Source organism: Natranaerofaba carboxydovora, assembly GCF_022539405.1.
Taxonomy (GTDB): Bacteria; Bacillota; Natranaerobiia; order Natranaerobiales; family Natranaerofabaceae; genus Natranaerofaba; species Natranaerofaba carboxydovora.
Window position 1 is genome coordinate 2,670,697 of record NZ_CP054394.1, and the last position, 25,129, is coordinate 2,695,825.

General features: G+C 36.9%; 25 protein-coding genes and 1 pseudogene. 4 read left to right on the top strand and 22 right to left on the bottom strand.

The window, feature by feature from the left end:
* Position 1: 1 nt before the first annotated feature.
* From ACONDI_RS12615 to ACONDI_RS12625, 3 genes are all read right to left on the bottom strand, one after another.
* Positions 2-1,387: a dipeptidase gene (locus ACONDI_RS12615; protein ID WP_241078906.1), complete on the bottom strand. Its 1,386-nt coding sequence runs from the start codon at positions 1,385-1,387 to the stop codon at positions 2-4.
* 31 nt (positions 1,388-1,418) lie between these two features.
* Positions 1,419-1,811: an ATP-binding protein gene (locus tag ACONDI_RS12620; protein ID WP_241078907.1), complete on the bottom strand. Its 393-nt coding sequence runs from the start codon at positions 1,809-1,811 to the stop codon at positions 1,419-1,421.
* Between the two features lie 238 nt (positions 1,812-2,049).
* A complete protein-coding gene (locus ACONDI_RS12625) occupies positions 2,050-3,282 on the bottom strand; it encodes an aminotransferase-like domain-containing protein (RefSeq protein ID WP_241078908.1) in 1,233 nt (410 codons plus the stop codon).
* A gap of 234 nt (positions 3,283-3,516) precedes the next feature.
* Here ACONDI_RS12625 and glnA point away from each other — a divergent pair, with 234 nt between their 5' ends.
* Positions 3,517-4,839: a type I glutamate--ammonia ligase gene (gene glnA / locus ACONDI_RS12630; protein WP_241078909.1), complete on the top strand. Its 1,323-nt coding sequence runs from the start codon at positions 3,517-3,519 to the stop codon at positions 4,837-4,839.
* A 137-nt stretch (positions 4,840-4,976) separates the two neighbouring features.
* On the opposite strand, the gene folK is transcribed toward glnA, so the two are convergent.
* From folK to ACONDI_RS12670, 8 genes are all read right to left on the bottom strand, one after another.
* Complete coding sequence (gene folK / locus ACONDI_RS12635) at positions 4,977-5,516, bottom strand: 2-amino-4-hydroxy-6-hydroxymethyldihydropteridine diphosphokinase (protein ID WP_241080958.1); 540 nt, start codon at positions 5,514-5,516, stop codon at positions 4,977-4,979.
* The gene (gene folB / locus ACONDI_RS12640) at positions 5,500-5,934 is read right to left on the bottom strand and encodes a dihydroneopterin aldolase (protein WP_241078910.1); all 435 of its coding nucleotides are present in this window, start codon (positions 5,932-5,934) and stop codon (positions 5,500-5,502) included. Before folB ends, folK begins: the two co-directional genes overlap by 17 nt.
* 14 nt (positions 5,935-5,948) lie before the next feature.
* Positions 5,949-6,710 (bottom strand): dihydropteroate synthase, encoded by a 762-nt coding sequence (folP, locus tag ACONDI_RS12645; RefSeq protein WP_420848206.1) that lies wholly within the window; start codon positions 6,708-6,710, stop codon positions 5,949-5,951.
* Between the two features lie 75 nt (positions 6,711-6,785).
* Positions 6,786-7,400 (bottom strand): GTP cyclohydrolase I FolE, encoded by a 615-nt coding sequence (gene folE, locus ACONDI_RS12650; RefSeq protein WP_241078912.1) that lies wholly within the window; start codon positions 7,398-7,400, stop codon positions 6,786-6,788.
* 16 nt (positions 7,401-7,416) lie between these two features.
* Complete coding sequence (locus tag ACONDI_RS12655) at positions 7,417-8,220, bottom strand: hypothetical protein (RefSeq protein ID WP_241078913.1); 804 nt, start codon at positions 8,218-8,220, stop codon at positions 7,417-7,419.
* Positions 8,210-8,983: an aminotransferase class IV gene (locus tag ACONDI_RS12660; protein WP_241078914.1), complete on the bottom strand. Its 774-nt coding sequence runs from the start codon at positions 8,981-8,983 to the stop codon at positions 8,210-8,212. Before ACONDI_RS12660 ends, ACONDI_RS12655 begins: the two co-directional genes overlap by 11 nt.
* Complete coding sequence (gene pabB, locus ACONDI_RS12665) at positions 8,952-10,331, bottom strand: aminodeoxychorismate synthase component I (RefSeq protein ID WP_241078915.1); 1,380 nt, start codon at positions 10,329-10,331, stop codon at positions 8,952-8,954. Before pabB ends, ACONDI_RS12660 begins: the two co-directional genes overlap by 32 nt.
* A complete protein-coding gene (locus ACONDI_RS12670; RefSeq protein WP_420848146.1) occupies positions 10,328-10,915 on the bottom strand; it encodes an anthranilate synthase component II in 588 nt (195 codons plus the stop codon). The genes pabB and ACONDI_RS12670 overlap by 4 nt, the downstream gene beginning before the upstream one ends.
* A gap of 450 nt (positions 10,916-11,365) precedes the next feature.
* Between ACONDI_RS12670 and hisH the strand changes: the two genes are divergently transcribed.
* Together hisH and hisF are read left to right on the top strand one after the other, a co-directional pair.
* A complete protein-coding gene (hisH, locus tag ACONDI_RS12675; RefSeq protein WP_241078916.1) occupies positions 11,366-12,058 on the top strand; it encodes an imidazole glycerol phosphate synthase subunit HisH in 693 nt (230 codons plus the stop codon).
* Between the two features lie 10 nt (positions 12,059-12,068).
* Positions 12,069-12,830, top strand: a complete 762-nt coding sequence (hisF, locus tag ACONDI_RS12680) for an imidazole glycerol phosphate synthase subunit HisF (protein WP_241078917.1) — start codon at positions 12,069-12,071, stop codon at positions 12,828-12,830.
* Positions 12,831-12,846: 16 nt separating this feature from the next.
* On the opposite strand, the gene ACONDI_RS12685 is transcribed toward hisF, so the two are convergent.
* Positions 12,847-13,587: an N-acetylmuramoyl-L-alanine amidase gene (locus ACONDI_RS12685; protein WP_241078918.1), complete on the bottom strand. Its 741-nt coding sequence runs from the start codon at positions 13,585-13,587 to the stop codon at positions 12,847-12,849.
* Between the two features lie 240 nt (positions 13,588-13,827).
* Between ACONDI_RS12685 and ACONDI_RS12690 the strand changes: the two genes are divergently transcribed.
* Positions 13,828-14,526, top strand: coding sequence for a GNAT family N-acetyltransferase (locus ACONDI_RS12690; RefSeq protein WP_241078919.1), 699 nt, complete (start codon positions 13,828-13,830; stop codon positions 14,524-14,526).
* Positions 14,527-14,672: 146 nt separating this feature from the next.
* Here ACONDI_RS12690 and ACONDI_RS12695 read toward each other — a convergent pair.
* The 10 genes and pseudogenes from ACONDI_RS12695 to ftsE form a co-directional block, all read right to left on the bottom strand.
* Positions 14,673-15,026 (bottom strand): annotated as a pseudogene (locus ACONDI_RS12695) (prepilin-type N-terminal cleavage/methylation domain-containing protein); the annotation flags it as partial.
* 144 nt (positions 15,027-15,170) lie between these two features.
* Entirely contained in the window at positions 15,171-15,872 is a 702-nt protein-coding gene (locus ACONDI_RS12700; protein ID WP_420848147.1) for an FAD-binding protein, read from the bottom strand.
* Entirely contained in the window at positions 15,766-16,824 is a 1,059-nt protein-coding gene (locus ACONDI_RS12705; protein ID WP_277397775.1) for an FAD-dependent oxidoreductase, read from the bottom strand. Before ACONDI_RS12705 ends, ACONDI_RS12700 begins: the two co-directional genes overlap by 107 nt.
* A 24-nt stretch (positions 16,825-16,848) precedes the next feature.
* Positions 16,849-18,237, bottom strand: coding sequence for a hypothetical protein (locus ACONDI_RS12710; RefSeq protein ID WP_241078921.1), 1,389 nt, complete (start codon positions 18,235-18,237; stop codon positions 16,849-16,851).
* A gap of 5 nt (positions 18,238-18,242) precedes the next feature.
* Positions 18,243-19,142, bottom strand: a complete 900-nt coding sequence (locus ACONDI_RS12715; RefSeq protein ID WP_241078922.1) for an MBL fold metallo-hydrolase — start codon at positions 19,140-19,142, stop codon at positions 18,243-18,245.
* 16 nt (positions 19,143-19,158) lie between these two features.
* The gene (locus ACONDI_RS12720) at positions 19,159-20,478 is read right to left on the bottom strand and encodes a PDZ domain-containing protein (RefSeq protein ID WP_241078923.1); all 1,320 of its coding nucleotides are present in this window, start codon (positions 20,476-20,478) and stop codon (positions 19,159-19,161) included.
* A complete protein-coding gene (locus ACONDI_RS12725; RefSeq protein WP_241078924.1) occupies positions 20,479-21,909 on the bottom strand; it encodes a S41 family peptidase in 1,431 nt (476 codons plus the stop codon).
* A gap of 113 nt (positions 21,910-22,022) precedes the next feature.
* Positions 22,023-23,189 carry a murein hydrolase activator EnvC family protein gene (locus ACONDI_RS12730; protein WP_241080961.1) on the bottom strand — a complete coding sequence of 389 codons (1,167 nt, stop codon included), beginning with the start codon at positions 23,187-23,189 and terminating at the stop codon, positions 22,023-22,025.
* Between the two features lie 56 nt (positions 23,190-23,245).
* Positions 23,246-24,136, bottom strand: coding sequence for a permease-like cell division protein FtsX (gene ftsX, locus ACONDI_RS12735; RefSeq protein ID WP_241078925.1), 891 nt, complete (start codon positions 24,134-24,136; stop codon positions 23,246-23,248).
* Positions 24,126-24,812: a cell division ATP-binding protein FtsE gene (gene ftsE / locus ACONDI_RS12740; RefSeq protein WP_420848148.1), complete on the bottom strand. Its 687-nt coding sequence runs from the start codon at positions 24,810-24,812 to the stop codon at positions 24,126-24,128. Before ftsE ends, ftsX begins: the two co-directional genes overlap by 11 nt.
* Between the last annotated feature and the right edge of the window lie 317 nt (positions 24,813-25,129).

Consider the following 25,129-nt stretch of genomic DNA (forward strand, 5'->3'; position numbering starts at 1 on the left):
ATCAGCGTGTAATATAAAAGATCCCTGTTTTTCTTAATTCTTTCCCTCCTGTAGTTTTTCCTGCAAAAGTTATTATATGAAAACCTCCCGTTTGAATTTGAGGAGTAAGATAGACTACCTTTGATGTCTTTTTTGAAACCGGATGTGACCAGGAATCAATATTATCTGGCTCATATACACAGCCATCTAATATAGCTTTTATACTGCTTTCATTTATCTTTTGATCATATTGGTTTATAGTCACCCCAAGAAGTGGGGTTTTATCTTCAAATACTGTACCCATTTCAAAATGAGGCACCATTTCTATACCCACATGCTCACTGTTGTTACTATCATTGTTACTATCTTTATTCACATTTGATTTTTCTTCAACCTCTCTAATTATTCTTAAAGTATTTTTGCCAAGGATTTTTTCTATTTCATCTTCTTTAAAACCTCTATTTATCATTTCCTGTGTTATTTTAGGATATTTCGATGCATCATCTATATCAAGAGGCATACAAGCACCATCAAAATCAGAACCAAGTCCCACATGTTCTGCTCCGATAAGTTTAACAGCATATTCTATATGATCAACAACCTTACAAGCAGTGGCATTAGATTTGTTTTCACAGAGAAAATCCCGGGCAAAATTAATCTGAATAACCCCACCATTATCAGCAAGACCGTACAGTTCATCATCAGAAAAATTTCGCCTGTGTTTGTAAACTCCACAGGCACCTGAATGACTTGCAAGCACAGGGGCATTACTAACCTTCAATACATCCCAGTAAGAGTTTTTGTGTAAATGGCTGACATCAATCACAATCCCTAGCTTATTCATCTCCTGAATGATTTTTTTACCCAAAGAGGTAAGGCCAGGCTCTACTTCTCTACCATCCAAAAGCACAGAGTTCAACCCTTCTGCAACTTGATTTGAATCATTCCAAGTAAGGCTCATCACCTTTATCGAAAGATCATTAAACTGTCTTAGAAGTTCTATCCCCTTAGTTTCATCAAGCATATCAAGGCCTTCAAAAGTAGGAACAATAGCAATCTTATCTTCTTTCGGTTTAATCTCTTCTAGCTCCTTTGCTCCATCCACTACAAGTTTTAATTTGTCAGGATTGGTTGTTACATTAAAATATATTGCATTTATCAAAGCAAGAACCCTATCTAGAACTCTACCCTGTTGATACCTTTCAGGAGCACATATTGAAAAAAAAGCAACATTAATGCCGCCTTTTGTGATTTTATCTATATCAACATGGCCATATTTTGTTTTGTTCCCCAAACCTTCACCCAGGTTAAGGTTACAAAGCCATGTATCTTGGTCTACCAGGTGAGTTATTGCATCATTATGAGTATCAACTACCAACACATTATGATGAAACTCCAAATAATCCATCCAAAAAACTCCTCCAAAAATCTTTACATAATTACCTCAATTTTATTAAAACAGCTCTTTTGCCACCTTTTACATAATACACAAAGTCAAAACATTTTTTCGCTATTAAAACTCCTTTACCTCTATCATTCAAATTTTCTATATTAAGATCTCTTTCTAAAATACTTTCCCAGTCAAAACCTTCACCTTCATCTTCAACGGTAAACTTAACAAACTTTTTGGTGATGGCAGTCGTTATAATAACATTTTTGTTCGGGTCAAATTTGTTCCCGTGTTCTCCGGCATTTACCATAACTTCATAAAGCCCAATCAATATTAACTGTATGAATTCCTCTTCTTCATATAGATGGGTTATAAGAAAACTCTCAATCTCGTCTCTTACTTCGCTTAATTCTTCTCTTATACTCTTAATCTCAAACTTCAACTTAGGCGCCCCCTCAAACATTTAACAAAATAAAACATAATCCGAGTATATCTCATCCAAAAAACAAACTATTAAGATCAATATACCAGAATTACCAAAGATTATCAATTAAAAAGTCGAAAAATTAAAAAGAAGACAATCTCCAATTAAGAATTCAAGTTGGAAACTGCCTTCTAATTTTACTTCTTTAAACACTATACTTATGTTAATAGACTTTTTGCAGTCTGAGTTAATATTACTATGAAGTTATCTTAACCTTTCCTTCCATTACATCAACCAAGAATTCTTTAAGTTTTGGCATCCCTTCTCTAATCTCACTAAGAAGAGGTTCAGAAAAACACAGCCGCAAGTTATTCTTGCCCTCTCCCCCCAAAAAGAATGTTGAACCTGCTACGTATGCCACTTTAGCCTGATCAACGCAAAGGGGTAGAGCCTTCTCACTGTCAAATTCCTCTGGTAGTATCAACCAGGTAAAAAAGCCCCCTTCAGGTTTTGTCCAAGTCGCTATATCTTTGAAGTTTTCTTCTAATAGCTCCATCGTGAGACTTGACTTGTCTTTAAGTATATCAACTGTTCTTTCAATTTGTCTTTCTATGAGGCCTCTCTTACCAAACTCCAGGATCAGATACTGACCAGGTGAGTTAGAGCACTGATCAAGAGACTGCTTAATCAAAATGATTTTATCTACTACCTTCTCATCTGCCTGAATAAACCCAATCCTAGCCCCCGGAGACAAAATCTTAGAAAAAGACCCTAGAAATATTACCCTACCTTCCTGGTCTAGCTCTTTCAGGGTTGGAAGGGTCTCACCTTTGAAACGAAGTTCCCCGTATGCATAATCTTCAAAAATAATAAAGTTATATTTAGATGCAAGATTTAAAAGAGTTTTTCGCCTCTCGAGACTTAATGTTCTGCCTGATGGGTTTTGAAAAGTTGGGATAGTATATAAAGCTTTTGGTAGATTATTTTCTTTTTCCCACTGCTTTAGTTTTTCTTCAAGCTCATCTGTGTTAAGTCCTTCTTCATCCATAGATATTGGTTCTATCTTTGCTTCATGATTTGAAAGTGTTGATATAGTCCCAAGAAATGTTGGAGCTTCTACCATAACTCTTTCGCCTCTATCAATAAACGCCTGACATACTAGATCCACTCCCTGGGACGAACCACTTGTAACAACGATATTATTCATACTAGCTTTCATATTTAGCCCTGTCTGTCGCCCTGCTATATATTCTCTAAGCTCTGAAAAACCTGGAGTAGGACTATACCCCAGGGCATCTGTCTGTTTTCTTGCCATAATATCTTCCATTATTTCTCTAGCCTCGTCAACTAAGTACATATCTTCTGCTGGAAAACCACCTGCAAAAGAAATTATATCCGGTCTTTCTGTAAGTTTAAATATCTCTGCCAGAGCCCCGCTGCTCTTTCTACCTGCAAGACTAGAATAAAAATCTTCCCAATTAACACTCACTTTAGGTCCCCCTCAATTTAATCATTTATCATGTCACTAACAACTGTATCATCAAAAGTATCATCTTTTTAAACAGAATTAATTTTTGTTATAATTTGAGCATATCGTCATTTGTAATTATTTTATACTATAATACAATAGCATTATTTTATTTTCTTGACAATAGGTATCCTTGACACCTGTTAATTTAAGTGCTATATTTTTTTAAGCTTGGTAATGTGAGGAGTGGTATTTTTGGATGCAGAAGAAATTAAAAAATTAGTAAAAGAAAAAGGGGTAGAGTTCATAAGGCTGCAGTTCACAGACATTACAGGAGTACTTAAAAACGTAGCAATAACCGCCAACCAGTTAGACAAAGCATTAGAGGGAGAGTTAATGTTTGATGGTTCTTCTATAGAAGGATTTGCCAGGATAGAAGAATCAGATATGTACCTTCGACCTGACACCAGTACTTTTATAACTTTCCCGTGGAGATCAAACGGTGTTGCTGTAGCTAGAATGATCTGTGACATTTATGGCCCTGACGAAAAACCTTTCATTGGATGTCCTAGGCACGCACTCCAAAGGGTAATAAATGAAGCAAAAGAAATGGGATATACGATGAATGTGGGACCTGAAGCAGAATTTTTCTTATTTCACACTACAGAAGACGGTGAACCTACACTGCAGACTCATGACAAGGCAGGTTATTTTGACCTGGCCCCTGTGGACCACGGCGAGGATGCAAGAAGAGACATGATTTTGAACCTGCAGCAAATGGGTTTTGAAATCGAAGCAAGTCACCATGAAGTAGCCCCGGGACAGCATGAGATCGACTTCAAATACGACACGGCTCTTTATACAGCAGATAAGATTGCAACATTCAGGTACGCTGTTAGGACTATTGCCAAAAAACACGGTCTTCATGCTACTTTTATGCCAAAACCTATATACGGAATCAATGGTTCAGGCATGCACGCAAATATGAGCCTGTTCAAAAATGGAGAAAATGCTTTTTATGATCCAAATGGTGAAGATGAGCTTAGCAATGAATGTTATTACTTCATTGGTGGACTTATCAAGCACGCCAGGGGAATGGCTGCTATCACAAACCCAACGATCAATTCTTACAAAAGGCTTGTCCCTGGCTATGAGGCTCCTGTTTATATTGCCTGGAGCGGCAAAAACAGAAGTCCGCTTATTAGAATCCCTGCCAAACGAGAAACATCAACCAGGGTAGAGCTAAGAAATCCTGATCCTGCTTGCAACCCATATCTAGCTACGGCAGTTATGTTAAAGGCAGGGCTTGATGGTATCAAAAATAAAATTGAACCTCCACCACCAACAAATTCAAATATATACGATATGACACTTGAAGAAAGAGAGAAAAATCAAATTGAAAAACTACCGGGAGATTTAAACGAAGCGCTTTTCTGTCTATCTCAGGATGAAGTTATTAAAGAAGCTCTTGGACCTCATATTTATGAGAGGTTCATACACGCGAAATCAATGGAATGGTATGACTATTCTACTAAAGTCCACCCCTGGGAAACAGATAATTACCTGACAAAGTTTTAAAAACAGTTCATTGTTGTCCTTCTTAAAACACCTGTCTGCTACCAACGTGTCGGGGGAACTTATTTGCTAAAAATCACGCAAATTAAAAGCTTATGGTAGTAGACAGGTGTTTTTAATTGCTTGGTTATGTATTTATATCATGCATTTAATTTTTCACTAAAAAGGGTTATACTTTCCTTTTCTTCATCATCAAGAAGCTCACACCATTCTTCTATCGTCTTATCTTTAACAATCAAATCTTTATCTATATCCATTAATGGGTAAAGGACAAAAGCCCTTTCGTGCATATGCTTGTGGGGTATTGTCAAAGTTTCATCTTCATTTGTGAGGTCCCCGTATAATAATATATCCACATCCATCGTCCTTGGTCCCCATTTAAAATCTCTTTTGCGATCTAGCTCTTTTTCTACCTGCTGACATTTATTTAGTAGCTCATACGGAGGAAGTTCTGTCTGCATACATATGCACAAATTATAAAAATCATCCTGCTCAGTATATCCCCATGGCTTTGTTTCATAAACACCTGATACTTTTATTATTTCACAGCTCTCAAACTCAGATATTAATGACACAGCCTGTCTCAAGTTATCCAGCCTATCTCCAACATTAGTTCCAAGGGAGAGATAAACTTCTACTAATTCTATAATATTCTTAGTATTCTTATCCTTTTTGGTCATCACCCCTAAACCTCCTTATCCTCACCCCAACGTTTGCAAACTGTGCTGGTAGAGGAGCTTCTGGCTTTTTGACATATACCATAACCCCTTTTATTTTATCGTATTTATCCAAGATATCCCCCGCTATCTTTTCAGCAAGAGCTTCTATCAAATCGTATTTTTCTTTTTCCACTATATCTCTCACGAGAAAATACACATCAGCATAGTCAATAGATTCTGTTAGTTCGTCTTCTTTTCCAGCCTTTTGTAATGAACAATAAAGCTCAAGATCTATGTAGAATTTTTGTCCTAGAGCTTTTTCCTCATCCATAACCCCGTGATAGCCATAAAAGAAAAGACCTTCAAGGACAATTTTATCCACATCTAACAAATCTACATCCGTATAACTAAATTCTTTGTTTGATCTATTATCCTCCATGTTTATATATCACCCTACTCTCTGTAAATACAATCTATTACCCTTGCCGCTCTATAATTCTCTTTCACGTCATGTACCCTGACTATATCCACCCCTTTAAATATGCCTGCCACGGTAGTTGCTACAGTTCCTTCGACCCGCTCTTTTGGCGGTAGATCAAGAATATTACCTATCATCCTTTTTCTAGAAGTCCCAAGAAGCATAGGATAGCCAAGCTCTTTTAACTCATCCAGTCTTTTCATAACTTCTACGCTGTGCTCATACTCCTTACCAAAACCTATACCCGGATCTACTATTATCTTGTCCTCACTTACTCCGCCTTCTTTTGCAATATTAATACTTTTCTTCAAAAAATCCTTGATCTCTTCCATTATATCCCCTTCATAGTAAGCCTTTTTCTTATTATGCATTAATACAACAGGAACATCATATTCTGCAGCGACACCTGCCATATCAGGATCTTTTTGCATACCCCAGACATCATTTATTATACTTGCACCCATGTCCAAAACCTCTTTGGCAACGCTTGCCTTATATGTATCCACAGAAACTGGCGTTTTTATCTCCTTAACAAGCATCTTCAAAGGTGCTTCAATCCTTCTCATCTCTTCTTTAGCATCTATTTCCACAGAACCAGGCCTGGTGGATTCACCGCCAATATCTATTATATCTGCCCCTTCTTTTTCCATTTCCTTTGCATGTCTAAGAGCTTTTTTAGAATCTATAAAATCACCCCCGTCAGAAAAACTGTCAGGAGTGACGTTTAATACGCCCATTATATATGTCTTTTTACCTAGATCAGAAAATATACCCACACTATCTCCCCCTCATCTAGCGTCTTCTAACATCTTCTAACGTCTTTTGCCGTTTATAATTAGATCCATAACCTCTTCTCTTGCTGCAACATCTTTTCTAAAGGCTCCTCTAATAGCTGAAGTTACAGTCTTTGAGCCTGCCTTTTTGACACCTCTCATAGTCATGCACATGTGCTCAGCTTCTACTATCACAACCACTCCAAAAGGGCTTAAAACCTCCATAATGGTATCTGCCACATCGGTAGTAAGCCTCTCTTGAAGCTGAGGCCTTCTAGATACTGTTTCTACAACCCTTGCAAGCTTAGATAGCCCTGTCAGCTTTCCGCCCTTTGGCAGATATGCGATATGCGCCTCACCAAAAAAAGGGACCAGGTGATGCTCACACATCGAATAAAAAGGAATATCTTTAACAAGTACCAGCTCTTCATGCTGTTCATCCTGAAAATATATCTCTAGATGTTTTTTGGCGTTTTGATTAATCCCTCTAAATATCTCCTCATACATATTGGCAATTCGTTTCGGGGTATCTCTAAGCCCTTCTCTAGTTGGATCTTCACCTATAGCCTCCAAAATATCCGTTACTGCACGGGTTATCTTTTCTTTGTCAATGCTATACTCCCCGTTATACTCTCCGTTACTATTTTTCTCCATAAAAAGTTCCCCTTTGTTAAAATTTGAATTTAAATCTCATCTCATCTCCAAGCTTCACACCATCTTCATAAAAGACATAACGAGCAATGTCTTTTAAAGTTTCCGTATCTTTTTTCTCATAAAAGTCTTTAACCTTGTCGCATAATACCTGATCCTGTTCTCTTAAAACTTTTAATATCTCTTTATCTTTTGGAATCCATACTCCTTTGGTTTTAAAATAATAGACCAGTAAATTTTTCAGCCACTGTCCTGCTAAAAATAAAAATTCAAATTCTAAGTCATCATCTTCTACCTTGCGACTGACAATACTGTCTAATTTGGATTTCAAATTATATTTAAGATAAGTCAAATTTCCCTTGCTTGCTTCCGGTGGGCCTTGATCATATATTTGACGCCCATGCTCAATATAATCTCTTGCTTTTCCTTCCGGGTCATATACCACCCTACCAGCTGAGACTTCTTCCAAAAAAAACTGTACCTTTTTCTCCAGCATAGCTTTGGCCACTTTTTCAGGAAAATAGTTTAAGTCAAATTCAATCCCTTCAGTATTTTTTACCTGCCTTAACTGTTTTCTCTCATCTTCATTAGTTACGATAAAAAGGTCTACATCCCTTATATCTTTATCTTTTTCCCTACTAGCAAAATCTATAACATTCTCCTTTTCTTTTTGCTGCCTCTTTTCCTCTTCATCTTCAATTTTTAGTCCCTGTGCTTTTAATATTATTTCCTTAGATGAACCAACAGCTATAATTGCAATAACATCCACTTCTTTTTTTATCCTTGAAACTTCCCTATTTATCACATGCAGTTTATCCTTCATACAAAAGCTCCTTTATCTTTCGATTTAATGCAGCAAAAACTTCATTTTCATCTTCAAATCTAAAATCCTGAATCATATTAACCTTCATTAATTCCATCAGGCTATTTGTAATAAATGAAAAATTATAATTACAAATTTCACTATACTTAATCTCTTTATATTTCACTTCTATTCCAAGGTCTTTAGAGGAATCTATAACCTTTTGTCGCATAATTCCAGGCAAAATTCCAAGGCTTAAAGGCGGGGTGAAAATTTTATCTTCTCCAACAAAAAAAATATTGCTTATGGTGCCCTCAAGAACCATATCCTCAAAATTCAAAAATAAAGCTTCATCAAAGCCTCTTTTTTTTGCTTTTTGAAGGGAATATATGTTTTCTAAATAATTAGATGTTTTGTGAGAGTACAATGGACTAAAACCTCTTTTAACAGGCGATACACAAAGATTAAACCCCCGTTCATAATCTTTTGGCCCATAGGTTATATCTCTAAAAGATAGATTATATCCTTCATCACAAACAGTAAGCCGCAAAGCTTTGTCCTTCTTATCGTTCAAGGCTTCACACTGACTTACTATATCTTCCTTAATCTTCTTTTTTGTGATGTCAAAGGGGAAGTCAAGCTCATTCAAAGAGTTAAAAATCCTGTCGAGATGTTCATCTATGAGCATGGCTTTTCCTTTATGAACTTTGATGGTTTCAAAAAGCCCTTTACCAAATTTGCTAAGCGTGCTATCAAAGGTTAGATTTTCTATTCTCTTTTTCATATTCGTAGTGTCCCCTTAGAGCTTTTTTAATAGAAGCTGCTTTTTTGAATGTTTCTTCATACTCTTCTTTTACATCACTATCCCAGACAATTCCTCCACCTACTTGAAAATATACTTTGTCACCTTTTTTTACCATGGTTCTAATGGCAATATTAAGATCAAGGGAACCGTCAAAACCAAGATATCCTATAGAACCAGTATAAACATTCCTCTGAGTTGGCTCAACCTCGTCAATTATCTCCATGGCCCTGATTTTGGGGGCTCCTGTTATAGATCCTCCGGGAAAAGTAGCTTTGATAAGATCTATGACGTCCTTATCTTCACGAAGCCTTCCTACCACAGTAGCTACTAAGTGATGCACATTGGAATACTCTTCTAGCTTAAATAGCTCTGGCACTCTCACAGTGCCTGTCTCAGAAACTCTGCCAATGTCGTTTCTCTCTAAGTCCACAATCATCAAAAGCTCTGCTTTATCTTTTTCGCTTCTTACAAGCTCTTCTCTATACATCCTATCTTCCTCAGGTGTTCTCCCTCTAGGTCTTGTCCCCTTTATTGGCCTGGTTTCAATCTGGTCACCTCTTAGCTGTATAAACCTTTCTGGTGAATTTGATAGAATATCAACCTCTCCAAAATTCAAAAAGGCCCCAAAAGGTGCTGGACTAACACGCCTCAGATCCCTATAAAGTTCATAGCTTGACATGGGAACATTTCCTTCAAAACGCTGTGTCAAATTAGCCTGATATATGTCACCTGCTTCAATATAATCCTTAATCTTCTGAAGTGTAGAATAATATTCTTCCTTTTTGAAATTTGATTTTAACTCCACCGGCGGGAAATCTTTTTCTTCATAATATATAGGGTCAATTCCTTCTCTTTCTGCTCTTTCAATTCTTTCGCATAATCTATCTATTTTTTCTTCTTCTTTAGAAGGGTTTAGACCGGGTGAAGCAACATAGGTCTTTTGTTCAAGGTTATCTACAATAATAACCGCATCATACAACCCAAAATATAAATCCGGAACATTAATATCATCTATAGCCGTTCTTGGAAGCTTTTTTTCGATATAGTGACAGGCATCATAAGAAATATACCCAACAGCACCCCCCACAAAAGGAAGATCTGAATCATTTTCAACATTATACTCTTTAATTTTTTGTCTTAAAACCTCAAACAAGTCTTCATCTGAATCTTTTCCCTTTATTATCTCGAAGGGCTCTGTACCTATGAAGCTGTACCGTCCAAGCCTCTCAGGATTAAGATAGCTATCCAAAATAAAACTGTGATCTTCATCTCTAAATATTGTAAAAATTTGAAATGGATCCAAACTTGTCTTAATTTCTCGTATCATTTGTTAATTCTCCTTACTCCCTTATATTTTAGGAAATTTTCCAAAAGTTCATGACCTTCATCAGTCAGTACCGCTTCAGGATGAAACTGCACACCTTCTAGGGGGTACTCTTGATGCTTTATTCCCATTATTTCACCTGATTCAGTTTCGGCTGTAATCAAAAATTCCTCGGGCAAGCTCTCTTTTTCTACAACAAGGGAGTGATAACGAGTAACGTTAAGTGGATTTTTTAGCCCTTCAAAAACTCCCTTTTGGTCATGCCAGACGGGATGAACTTTGCCGTGCACAGGTTCTAAGCCTTTTATCACGCTGCCACCAAAAACATGAGCAATTGTCTGATGGCCAAGACATATCCCCAGTATCGGCTTTTTGTCCTTGAAGTGTGAAACCACCTCCGTAGAAACCCCAGACTCAAGGGGAGTACAGGGGCCTGGAGAAATTACGATAATCTCCGGGTCTAATCTTTCAATTTCGTCAATTATTATCTCATCGTTTCTTTTTACCAGGACATTTTCACCTAGCTCTTCCAAGTACTGAACTAGATTATAGGTAAAAGAATCGTAATTATCTATCATTAAAAGCAATTTATTCACCCTCTATCATTTTCATTCTATATTGTCTATTGTTTGTATTTATTGTTCTCCTAATGTTAATATACTTTATTAAATCTAAATTTACCTTCCATCATTATAAATTAATAAAAAATTATTGACAACATAAGAAAATTTAAAGGAAAGAGTAAAAAAATATAGAACGTAACATAGGCGTACTAGTTTGGCACAAAAAGTCTATTCACATAAGTATAAAGTTTTTAATTGATACATCTAAGATTCGACAATAGTCGAGATAAGGCTTCCAAATCAATGAACTCATCCTGAGTTCGATTAGCTAATGACATCCTGTCATTAGGCCTTATCTCTCCTACTTCTCATCAAGATGTATTTCAATTAAAAACAAAACTTTGTTCATACGACTTTTTGCACCAGAATCAACATCTAATTCTTCCTATTAATAGTAATTTCGGAGGTTTCAAAATGAAAGCAAATAAAAAAGAAACCAGGGATATAAATATAGGTATAATTGATTACGGTATGGGTAATCTGAGAAATGTACAAAATGCTTTAAAATATATTGGTGTTAATTCTTTTATCTCAAATAATAAAAATGAGCTAGATCAAGCCTGTGGGCTTATTCTCCCCGGTGTAGGAGCCTTCTATGATGCCATGTTAAACCTAAAAAAACTAAAAATGGACGAATTCATTAAGAAAAAAGCAGAAGAAAAAAAGCCTCTTCTTGGAATTTGTCTTGGAATGCAGGTTCTTTTTAGTGATGGCTATGAAGTTCAACACTGTCCGGGTCTAAACATCATTAATGGCAAAGTCATTAAATTTCCCCCAGGCCTAAAAGTTCCTCACATGGGTTGGAATCAATTAGACATTGTAGACTTTGGGAACGTTTCCTCTAATATTAGCAGTTCTGATATTGAGTTGGGGTCTAAACTTTTAAAAAATATCCCTCAAAAGACTTACGTTTATTTCGTACACTCATATTACGTAAAAGATACTGATTCAAGTGTAATCAAAGCATCAGCAAATTATGGGGAATACTTCCCTGCACTTGTAGAAACAGAAAATAACGTTTTTGGGGCACAGTTTCACCCTGAAAAAAGCGGTGAATACGGCCTTAAAATTCTAGATAATTTTATAGAAGTAGTAAATGAAAAATGAGGTGCTAAATATGCTTACTAAAAGAATTATACCCTGCTTAGATGTTAAAGACGGCAGGGTAGTCAAAGGTGTTAATTTTGTAAACTTAACTGATGCAGGTGACCCCGTTGATATTGCAAAAGCATATAACAAAATAGGTGCAGATGAGCTTTGTTTTTTGGATATAACCGCATCTTATGAAAAAAGGGATTTAATTCTTGATATTGTCGAAAAAACAGCAGAACAGGTTTTTATCCCTTTGACAGTTGGTGGAGGAATTAGAGATATAGAGGATTTTAGAAATGCTCTCTTGGCAGGTGCAGACAAAGTCTCTATTAACTCTGCCGCTCTTACCAATCCTTCGTTAATAACAGAATGCGCCCGCCTTTTTGGGTCTCAGGCAGTGGTAGTAGCAATAGATGCAAAAAAAACCAGCAGTTCTAAATATGAAGTATTTGTAAAAGGCGGTAGAGAAAATACAGGTATTGAAGCAGTTAGCTGGGCAAAAAAGGCCGAAAGTCTTGGTGCCGGCGAAATTCTTCTTACCAGCATGGACAAGGATGGCACCAAAGACGGTTATGATCTAGATATCACCAGAAAAATTAGTGGAGAGTTAAGCATCCCTGTAATTGCTTCTGGAGGCGCTGGTTCTATGAAAGATTTTTTTGATGCATTTTATTACGGTAAGGCTGACGCAGCTCTTGCAGCCTCCCTCTTTCATTACCAGGAAGTCGATTTAAAGGATCTAAAAAGATATCTCTATGATAATAATATTGCTGTAAGATTAGAATAAACCTTTTGCACCAGAATCAAGTTTTAACATGAAACTTACCTTCTTCTTCGTCCCACTCAACCTGAACACCCGGGAACCATTTTTCTAGTAGTCTTACAGGAATATAAGTGCGGTCATTTATCAAGAAAGCTTGTTCTTCTATTTTCTCTCCATCAAAAGTACCTTCAACCACTCTATGAATTTTATTATTGCCGTCATTATCTTTATTATCATTGTTGTCATCGTTATCTTCGTTACCGTTGTTATCGTTGTTATTACCCTCATTGTTATCATTGTTACTATTTATAGTTATATCATCTAAGAGTCTGTCTTTTGGAAAGTTATTTCCCGGGCAGCTGGTGCTGGCAAAATCATCATGAAATTTTACACTAGCATCAGGATATTTATTTTTTAGCCATTTCAGCAGCTCTACAAGAGCTTCGTACTGCTCTTTTCTGTTTTCTATTAAACTTTCCTTACTAAAGTCTCCAGCAAGAGCAACACCTATAGAACGATCATTGTAGCCTTTTGTATGAGCTCCTCTTTTTGTTATCGGTCTTCCTTTATATATATCTCCATTAAACCTTATATAAAAATGATAACCTATTCCAGCCCATCCTCTATCTTTTTTGTGGTAATTGTGAATTGTTTCTACAGCTTGATCTATATTCACACCAGTATGATGAACTATAATTAGTACAGTTTGATCTTTTTTAAGTTCTTTAAGCCTTCCAGAATCGATATCCAGGCTTTTGTTAATAATTTTTGGTTTTTCCATTTCATCCACCTCACCTTTTTTAATTATATTAAATTTTTTTTAAGTTTTTTAACCATATTTTTTATATCTATATTCATTTGAAACCCCATAAGTTAACGATTCTTTAAATTGTTTGAAAATTTTTTATAGTGATAATTTTATTTCTTTTTTGTGAAAGGTTGAACAATATATAATTTCCTAGTATAATAGTAATTGAAAGTGAGAAGATAATATTAAGCCATACTAAAGAAGGTGATTGTTATGACTAGGAAAGACTTTGTGGATATGATTGGTCAGGAACTTCCTGAAAAATTTAATACAAAGGTATACGATGCAGTAGATACTCTGCAAACTTCCAAAGGTACAGTTCACTTTTATGGCCCTTTAGAAAGAGAAGACTTAGAAAATTTAACCATAGATGATGGCATGAATAATTTTAGATCAGCGAAGGCTCAGTATGAGGCTTTGCTAGATATTGCAAATTTGCCCCATGCATTAATCTTTACTGCCTGCCATGAAGACACTATCATTGGTTATATTGCTTTTCATAAACCAGAGTTCCCTAGATGGTGTAAGGCAGCCGAAGGTGAACTGCCAGAGCTAATTGAGCTAGGTGGCATTGAAGTTTCTGACAACTGGTGGGGACATGGTGTAGCAAAGAAAATGCTAGAGTGGACATTTAGTAATTATGATTTCGAAAACAAAATTGTAATAAGTATGGAAACATGCTACAACTGGAGAAGTAGAGATCCAAGCGTTTCCGTTTGGGAGTACAGGGAAATGCTAAAAAATGTTCTTGGTCACGTAGGGTTAGTGCCAAAAGCTACTGATGATCCAGAGATTCTAGAACATCCTGCCAATATGCTTACAGCAAGAATAGGCAGCGAGGTTTCTGAAGATGCTAAAGATAAGTTCGAGAAGCTACTAAAGCTTAGCAAGTATCAAAAGAATTATCACTAAAAGATTCATTAACAAGCTAAACCCAACAAGTTAACCCCTTGTTATATAATAACAACCCCTTTCTCCCCTTAGGGAATACTAAGAGCAGCTGTATAGCTGCTCTTAGTATATTTTTAGACTATTTTATTCTACTTACCTATAGTTATTTACTTACGACCAAAAGATTCTAGAATATAATCCATACCTTCATCTGTCAAAATATCATCTAAACTTCTATCATCACCAAAGCCATCCAAATAAGGCTGCAATTCTGGAAAAAGTCCCTTTCTGAATTCATTATTGATAGTAAATACATTATCATCTAAAAAATCTTCGAGTGAGGTTGCACCGCTTTGATCAAGATAATAACTAAGGATGGCGTTTTTAACACTTTCTGCTTGTACTTTAACTACTTCATCTTCTGCCCTTGTAATAACACTAACTACATTTGGTACAATAATAGCAATTAAGATCCCTATAATCGCAATTACAGCAAGCATTTCCAGGAGGGTAAAACCGCCCCTGCTGCTTCTAAACCTTTCTCTTCATTCGAAATTGTTCACCGCCAGGTTCTCCAGCTCCTTCCACAAGCCATATTGTACAAACAAAAGTAAGAAAATTATACCAGTTATCTACAAAAGGGTCAAACCTGTACTTTGATTAAATCAGCTAGAATCTCTGAAAAAAACCTTCCCCTGCTGCCAGAATATATTCTTATTATAATTATCATCCTTTTTCACGAAATCCTTCCTAAAGTGCCCTCCTCTTGTTTCTTTTCTTAAATCTGCAGATTTAAGACACAGTTCTAATAGGCTAGAGGACATTTCAAGAGTTATAATTTCCTTGATTTCATCAATTTTACCATCATTAAATGTAAATTCTTCATTGTCTGATTCAGGGGGAAGAATTTTCTTTCTAAATTGCTCTAACTCATTTAGCGCATTAGCAAGACTTTTTTCGCTCCTAATAGGATTTAATCCGTTCCAGTATAGATTTCTTAACTCATCCCTTAGTTCATAAATATCCTTTTCCTTCAAAGTAGGAGGTAGATAAAATTTATCGTTTTTGAACATGGATAATACCGGGTTTTTAAAAGTAATCTCTGCATCTTCAGATACTGCACACTCCTTACCAGTAGCAAAATCTGCCATTTGTCTCCCCGCTTCAATACCAAAAAGCGCAGCTTCAGTCAGGGCATTACCACCCATTCTGTCAGCACCGTGCAGTCCTCCTGTCACTTCCCCCGCAGCAAACAACCCTTCAATTCCGGTATTTAGGCAAACGTCCGTTGATATACCACCCGGCGTAAAATGAGCTGTAGGGCCATCTAAATGGGTTCTCAGAAAAGTCAAAGTTATATCTATCATAAAGTGGTTTCGAGTTAACCCCTTTCCAGTCCGTGTCTACACACTTAGTTAAGTCCATCCATACCTGCTCTTTTTGCCATTCAGTCTCAAGGGCAATAGATAGTGCTCCTCTTTTTCCTATAGTCGCACTATTTATATCCCAGTCTTCACCTAAATACTTCTTGATAATATCTTCACCAGAGTCATTATAAAGTAAAGCAGTAGGAGGATATCTTGGTGGTGCAATAAAACTGGGTAGTTTTTCTTCTTTAAAACCAAGAGGATAAAACTGAACAAATTCCAGATCTCTTAAAGCGCATCCAGCCCTATATCCAAGAATCAATCCCTCACCCATCATTGTAGGCGGGTTATCTGTATTTGCAAAAGCTCCTGCATATCCGCCGCTAGAGATTAATAACGCTTCACTTCTAAATGCAGTAAGTTTTCCTTCGCTGTCCACAGCAAGCACTCCACCGCATATACCATCTTTTTCGATAAGCTCTAAAGGCAAACAATTTGAATAAAAGTCAATGTTTTCTTGTTCCATAGCCTTATAAACTAATTTTTCCATCAAGTTAGCGCCAGGTAAAGGTTTTTCACCATCGGCCACTATATAACCCATATCGTGGCTAGAAAAAGTCAGGTTCAACTCTTCACGTAAGCATTCAAAAGTTTGTGGCGCCTCTTCTGTCATTTTCTCCAGTAGCTCTTTGTCATTAAGGTACTCACCTATCATTAAACTTTTTTCTAAGTGTTCTTCTTTTGTCATCTTAGTTCCGGCTACAGAGAACCTTCCCATAGAGTAAGCGGTACTAGATGCCTTCCCTGGTTTCTTTTTGGTGATCACTGCTACATTCCGGCCTTCTCGTGCAGCTATTATCGAAGCCAATATCCCAGCAAGTCCACCTCCAATTACAACAATCGCATAGGAAAAAGTTTCGATACCTTTCAAATTAATAGTTGTACTTTTCATTTCGTTACCTCCTTAAAAAAAGGATTAGATTAGTAAATCCCAAACATACAACAGTAAAAACCCTGCCAGCATAATATATAATCCAAAAAGCCCATTCCATAAAACCCCAACCCTAAATGGAGTTTTGTGAACAAGCTCTGCTGTAACAAGGGTAGCTGCAGAAAAAGGCGAAACAAGCAAAGCTACTGCTCCTCCAAGCAAAAAGGAAAATGCAACCCAGTTATCAGGCATCCCATGGGAAACTGCAGCCAAACTCTCTCCAAAAACAGCTATAGAAATTATAGGGTGAACTCCAATTATAGCAAATATCACTACAAAAGAAGATAATATCATTAAGAAAAGTAATTCTCCAGTAAAGTTGATTATACCTCCTAAATAAGAAGCAACTTCATCACCGGCGTATCCGGTAGCACTTGCAAAATAACCTGCACTTATAAATAAAGTAAACTGCTGCTTAAATCCAGGGATTGTATTTTTTATATAGCCCATAACAGCTTCTGTATAAAATTTCCCCCTGCCTATCACAAAGCTCCAAAGCGGAGCAAAAAATATCGAGGTTAATATAACAATGTATATCATTGTATAATCTTCTAAAATACTATCCACGGTAACTAATAATACGATCAAAAAAATCAAAATTATTACAAGATTTCTTATCGAGCTGAAGTCTTTTTTTCTTTCTTCTTTTGTTTCTTCTCCTGGACTCATAAGCTTAACTTCTTCTTTATCCCAGTAAGTCGGAAGATCAATTAACAAGTCAAGCCCAAAACCAAAAAAGCTAAGTAAAATCGCTACAGGAAACACACTAAACCAGCTAGCCTGACTCACTTCAAGGCTCATTGCCATCAAAGGAGAACTAGGTGTCCACAAAAGAGCCAAAAAAAGCCCTCTCTTTATAGAAATAGATAAAAATTTCTCAGGATTATCTGTCAGCTTTTCAACAGCTTTCTCTATAGTGTAATAGACTACAGGTACACAGGCTACAACAATTGACATACCAATCAAATACGCAATAAGGGTTGTAGTTATATAAAGAATCCCCTCACCTTTTACTTCCCGGTGCACGACTCTTTTTACCGCTTCTGAATAGCCTCCAAGTTCCATCGGAAATCCAAGAAACCTTATAACAGATACCAGTGTAAAAATGTATACCATCCCTCGGATAGATTCCAGATACTCTACCGATGCTACTCCCTGGTTATAAAGTATTAATGACCCAAACACAAGGAAAAAAATCGAGAGTCCAAGGGAAACCCCTCTGACATAAAAAATAGACAACAAAAGCGAAATAACAACTAGCCAGGAAGTGAAGATAAGTATGTCTTCTATTAAGAATATACCCACAAGGTAGCTAACCATGACTCCTACGTATAAAATCATAAATAGCCAGTTTTTCATTTTTACTAGATCCATAAGCTTTAACCCTTTCTATTGGTGTTTCTTTGCCAGTAAAGTTTCCTATCATAGGCGTTAGTAGTTATGTCACCTTTTCTTTCTAAATGACTTAAGTAAGATAGTATAGTATTTTGCAGTAAAAAATACAAACTTCCATTTGGTGGATGCATATTTCTTTTTTCAAAGATATAATCATATATCTGAAATAACTCTCTAGGCCTGTCCAAGAACTCCAAAATTTCCACTTCTATTTCCTGAATAATTTTTCGGTTAAGATCAATCATCTTATCAAGTTCGTATTTTGTCATTGGATCACCATGAGAGGGAACATAAAGGCGATAGTTTGTCTTCTCCAAAAAATCTAATGTATCAAGTTCTCTTTCAATGCATTTGTGAAAAGGTACTTTGTGACTTGCCATTCTCTTCGGACAAAAGAGGCTATCTGCAATAAAAAAAGCATCCTTAAACAGGACCCCTATCTGACCCAGGGTATGACCCGGCAAGTCAAATAACTCAAACCTAATCCCAAATAACTCATGCTCACCCTGCTCTAAGACTCTATCAACAGGAACCGGCTTGTCTGCCAAAAAATGTTCATTCTGTAAAAAGCTTAAAGGGTAAACCCCATGGGACATCCCCATTGTGCCCAATATTGGATATTTAACTACAGCCTCCTCAATCGGGGAGGAAATTATCTCTACACCTTTTTCAAATAGAAAGTCATGTCCACCAAAGTGATCTACATGTGCGTGGGTAGTAATTACACCTTTTATTTCAATTCCATTATTAAAAGCAAACTTAATAACATCTCTTGCAGATTTTTCTCTGTAACTGTCGATCATAAGACCATATCCATCTTTTGTTATCAGTCCTATATTTGTATCTCCCGGTAGAATAAATACACCCTTCATCAGTTCCTTCATGTTTACCACCTACCAATTATCTCCACTTTAACAGTCTTTTAATAGGCCTTATTTTCCCAAGAAAAGAAGATAAACCCTTTTCTTTTACTAGTTCCATATAACGCTGTCTGCTTCTATTAATCCCGGGAGCAAGAATCAAACCTAATCTTTTATCTTTTTTATATAAAGGGGCTTTTAGCGCCACTCTTTCACCATCTTGTCTAATTATATCAAAACGAAGATGAGGACTACTAGCATAAATCATAGTGCGAAAATCTTCTTCACTAGACACTGGAAAATGATTAACAAGTTTGATTGTATCTCCAGGTTTTACACCCATTTTGTAAGCTAAGCCATCAGAATAAACATCTAACACTTTAACCCCTTCACCTTGGTTAAAATAAATTGGCTCTTTTTCAAACTCTTCATTTTTCCCTTTTATAATCAAAAGCTCATGACCAATAGGAGAAAACAAAACCCCAAGAAGGGTAATTGGTGAAAAAAATACTGAAGCTATACCTAAACCTAATAAGATCAAGCTGTACAATGCCAGATACTTCCCTGCCCATCTGGTTTTCTCTTTAGGTGTTGTCGATACAGATAAATCACCGTATCCAAGTATTGCAGCCACAGGAAGTAAAAAAAACATCCCCGATGCCTCTTCTACTCCGGTACCAAATAAAGGCCACCATTCTGGCATATTTATCACTGCTTCAGATGCTCTTGCCACATCATCAGGTGCACGAGATATAAGCCCCACAAAAGGCAAAGGCCAAAATTTTTGTAGACTAAAACCTCCTACAACACCTTTTTGTTCATGTTTAACATAAAGAGGGCTAGGTCCTATAGAGCCGCTCAATAAAATAAGAACTGCTTCCGTAAGGTGCAGCAGCGCTATCAATGAAATTAAACCTGGAATATCAATCGATATAAGTGCATTAATAATATTTACTTCTGCCAAAACAGGCCAAAACTCGGTAAGTAAAGAAAAGAAAAGACTCAAAATGCCAACCACACCCCCGCCATAGGCAAAACACATATAGCGGGGATGAATTAACATCATTAAAATCACAATAGGCAGTACAAAAACTATTCCTATAGACATCAAATTAATGCCAAGGCTAACCATAATTAGACTGACTAGCAGTCCTGCTCCTATACCAAAAAAAGCAGAAATTAAAGTTTGTCGCAGCGGACTATTTTTTGAAGTACCAAATAGTTCCCTCTCTCTGCCAGCCATCTTTTTATACTGGCTAAATACCAGGATCATAATGACCCAAAATAAAATATGAATAAGATAAAAGGGATAAGTTTGTAATATCGTTCTAGCGATTAATGCCAGCGGAAAATCTGCCATTTAATCAACCTTTCCTGTTAAAATCTCCATAGCTTTTTCCATGAATTCGTCATCTTCATCTCTCAAATCATCTAACTTGTTTTGTAGCTCTATCATAACCCGGTTATTAGCTACTCCATCCTCAATTATACCCGAATCCCTTTGGAAGCTCTTTAGAGCATCTTCAGTCTCTGTATCAAAGTTCCCGTCTACTTCACCCTCATAATAATCCAAAAACTCCAATATACTCTGAAGCGTCTTAACCATTTCTCCTTCATCACCATAGGACAAGTCTTCTGTTATAGGTTCTTCTCCTAGTTGAAAAGATTTTGGACTGTCCATTTTCACGTCGGGTGTAAGTCCTTTTTCGTGAATATCTGTACCATCAGGGGTTTGATATCTCCCCATAGTATATCTTAATCCTCCACCATGTTTCAGATGCATTACATTTTGCACAGACGCTTTACCAAAGGTTTCTGTTCCCACAATAGTTGCAGCTCCAGTATCCTGAAGGGCTCCTGCCAAAATCTCCGAGGCACTAGCACTTACCTCATTAACCAAAACGACAATTGGCTTATCAAAAATGCCACCATCTGATTCATAAGATTTAAGTTTTTCATCACGTCCCATAACATGGACTATTGGGCCCTCGGGAACTAACAATTCGCCCACTTCAATAGCGGCATCTAATAGACCTCCAGGGTTATTTCTTAAATCTAAGACCATTCCTTCTACTTCATTATCTAATAGCTCATCTAGAGTAGTTTCAAGCTCACCAGCAGTAGTGCCAGTAAAGTTTTTAATCTGTACATAACCATACCTATCTTCAAGGTAATCATGTTCCACAGAACTCATCTCTATCTCTTTTCTTTCAATGACAAAGGAATGCTCTTCTACTTCATCATAGGCCACCTGTCTTTCTGCTTTCACTTCTACTTCTGATCCTTCGGGACCCCTGATCATATTCACTACTTCATCAAGATCTTTACCCACGACGTCTTCATCATCAACTTTTACTATTCTATCACCTGATTCTAACCCTACATCATCTCCAGGTGTTCCGGCTATTGGAGCAAGGACCTTGACATAATCCCCATCTTGATATACTTCAATTCCAATACCGCTGTAACTTCCCTCTGTTTGTATCATCATACTTTCTAAGTCAGAGGGAGTCATGTATCCTGTTTGTGGATCATCTAGCTTTTCAAATAATCCATCAAGAGCACCTTCTATTAGTTCTTCCCTATTGACCTCTTCATAATAATCACTTTCCAATACTCCCAATATTTCTTTGAACAACTCCACATCATCAGCAGAATTATCAGGTGCACTCATAAAACCAGACATTCCACCGGCTGCTATATTGCCAAAGATGAGTTTTGTCGCACCAAAGGTGAACAGATTAGTAACTATTAGGAGCACTAAGACTAGAATAATCTTTTTTGCTCTCATAAATTTTCACCACCTATAATAATATATATGAAATACTGCTGAAATAAAACCGGCTTTTTTTAAAAGCCGGTTTTTTCTCTAAATATAACTATATTGTAACATATTATTTTGATTTATTGTAAATATTCCATCGGATTAGTGTGTTCTCCATTAACCAAAACTTCAAAATGAAGATGCGGACCAGTCGCAGTTCCAGTAGCCCCTATTCTGGCTATTGTCTCCCCCCTGGAAACTTCTTCACCTTCTGAAACCAGGTTTTCACTGTTGTGTGCATACAAAGTAGAATACCCATCACCGTGGTCAATTATCACTATTCTACCATATCCACTTTGTAAAGAACCGCTGATCCCTGATTGTACCACAGTACCACTTTCTGCAGCAAGTACAGACGTCCCTTCCGGAGCACCTATATCCACACCGGTATGAAATCTCTCCACATTATATACCGGATGAGTTCTATTACCATAAGGTGAAGTTATATTACTTGTGTTAGTATTAGCCACAGGCCATTCAACCGGGGGTGATAATCCATCTCCATCCGTTTGTAGGCTTGCAAGCATCTCTTCTATCTCTTTTGCTTCTTGTTCTTTTTGGGCAAGCCTTTGTTCGTATTCCCTGACCTCATCTTCTAGCTCACTTAACAACCTTCTTTGTTCTATTTCTCTTGCTTCTATTGTTTCCTTTTGCGACTCTGCATCAGCGAGGAGGGTTTGAAGTTCATTTTCTTGCTCTTCAAGCTCATCTTTTTGTGCCTGAACTATATCTCTTTGTTCTTCAACTTCTTCAATTAGCTCTACATCTTTATCGACAATCTTGTTTATGTAATTAAGTCTTGACAGCAAATCGATAAAACTGTCGGCTTCAAAAAGTACTTCTAGATAACTGACATTCCCGTTTTGGTAGCTAGCCTTTAATCTTTCTGCCAAAAACGTTTCTTTTTCGTCTAATTCTTCTTCTGTTTCCTTTAGTTTTTCAGTTATTATCTCTATCTCTTCTTCAGTTGCGTCTATATCATTTTCAATGGATCTAAGCTCTGCTTCTGCAGTTTCTAGCTCCTGCTGGGTCTGCATAAGCCTGTCCCTGGTAGTATTCTTTTCCTGTTCTGCTTCATCAAGTTCGTGCTCAAGGCCACCTTTTCGATCTTCTAAACTATCAAGTTCTTCTCTTATCTTCTCGATTTCGTCATTGTTATTTTCAGCGCTTATTGGCAATGCCAAAAGAAAAGTCAAAGACAATATAAGAATCCAAAAAACCAAATTCCTGTCATAGCGTATCCGCACCCTCAATGTTTACTCCTCCTCTTAAATCAAAGTTTTATAATATTAGACTTTTATAATCAGACTTTAAGGTATTTCCTGATAGAAATGATGCTTCCTACCGCTCCCAAAAAAGTACCTAGCAAAATCAAGAATAGATCAACTTGTCCAAGCGCTGCTTCAGGGCTTGCCAGGGCAAAAAATCCTGACTGCGAAAATGTTAGACCAGTCAGATATGAATATCCATAACGAAGTAAAATAACAGGTATAACAGAACCTAAAAAACCAAGTATCAAACCTTCTAATAAAAACGGCCAGCGAATAAACCAGTTCTTCGCCCCTACCATTTTCATGATACCAATTTCCTCTCTACGGGCATAAACAGTTAGCTTAATAGTGTTTCCTATCAAAAAAGTAGCAGTCAAAGCCAAAGCTCCCATAAAAGCATAGACTCCAACACGGATCAATCCAGTTACTTCAAATAAAGTATCCACAACTTCTTGACCATAATCAACCATCTCAACTCCTGAGAGAGATTTAATCTCCTCGGCAACTTCTGGTACATCCTCAGGTTCGTGTGTACTCACTTCAAAAAGGTGAGGCAGAGGATTCATCTCAGGATCTTCTCTGTAGCCTGCTACAGCGCTTTCGCCAAGCTGTGCTTCCATCCGCTCTAGTCCTTCTTCTTTAGACACAAATCTTACTTCTTCAACCTGGGGTTGTCTAATAATTCCCCTTCTTAATTCATCTACATCGTTTTCTGATGCATCTTCTTCAACCCATACTGCTATTTCGACCTGGGATCTAATCTCTTCTGTAATATGGTTAACATTATAATTAACGAGCATGAATGCTCCAAGTATAAATAAAGTTATTGTAACAACACTTACAGAAGCTATACTCATCCAACCGTTTCTATAGATACTTTTAAAAGCTTCACTAAAATAGTAACTCCAGTTCCTAAGCTTCATTGCTATAACCACCTTTTGCATCATCTCTAATAATTGCTCCGTCTTTTAGTTCAACAACACGCCTTCTTGCAAAGTTAACCAATTCTTTATCGTGGGTGGCCATTATCATGGTTGTCCCTTGAATATTGACCTCAATAAGTATGTCCATAATCTCTCTAGATGTTCTTGGGTCTAAGTTACCCGTAGGCTCGTCCGCAATAACTATTGATGGCTGGTTTATAATTGCCCTTGCAATTCCGACCCTTTGCTTTTCACCACCTGAGAGTTCAGAGACAAGACGATTTTTTTTCCCTTCTAGCTCTACCATTTTAAGTATTCTTGGAACCCTTTCTCTTATTGTTTTCTTTGGAGATTCAACAGCTCTCATTGCAAAGGCTATATTTTCAAATACAGTCCTATTATCTAGAAGGCGATAATCCTGGAATACAATCCCAAGATTTCTCCTCAGACTAGGGATATGCCTTCTTTTCATTTTTTTTAGATTTTTGCCATTCACAATTAATTTGCCGCTGGTGGGAAGTTCTTCCCTATATACGAGTTTCATAAAAGTGGACTTGCCTGCACCGCTCTCTCCCACCAAAAAAGTAAACTCCCCCTTGCCGATAAATAAATTTATGTTATCGAGTGCTTTGACCCGGTTTTTATACACTTTACTCACTGCCTGCATCTCAATCAATCATGCCACTCTCCTTAACAATAATTTAATCAGATAAATCTAATGGTAGCTAAAATTAAATTGAAAAACAAAACTTTGTTCATATTACTTTTTGCACTAGAATCAAGTTTTATATAGCCCCTGGCAATATTTGGATCCCCCAGGGGGCTCGTCTTCTACCTTCTCTTAACATATCCACAGAAGGATTTCGACAAGCTTTTCAAAAATCCTCTTCTAATTAACAAAAAATATAAAATAAAAACCCCCCGAACAGACTTTACTCTGCCCGGGGGCTATCCGGTAAAGTATGACGGACAGGAATTGAACCTGTACGGTGT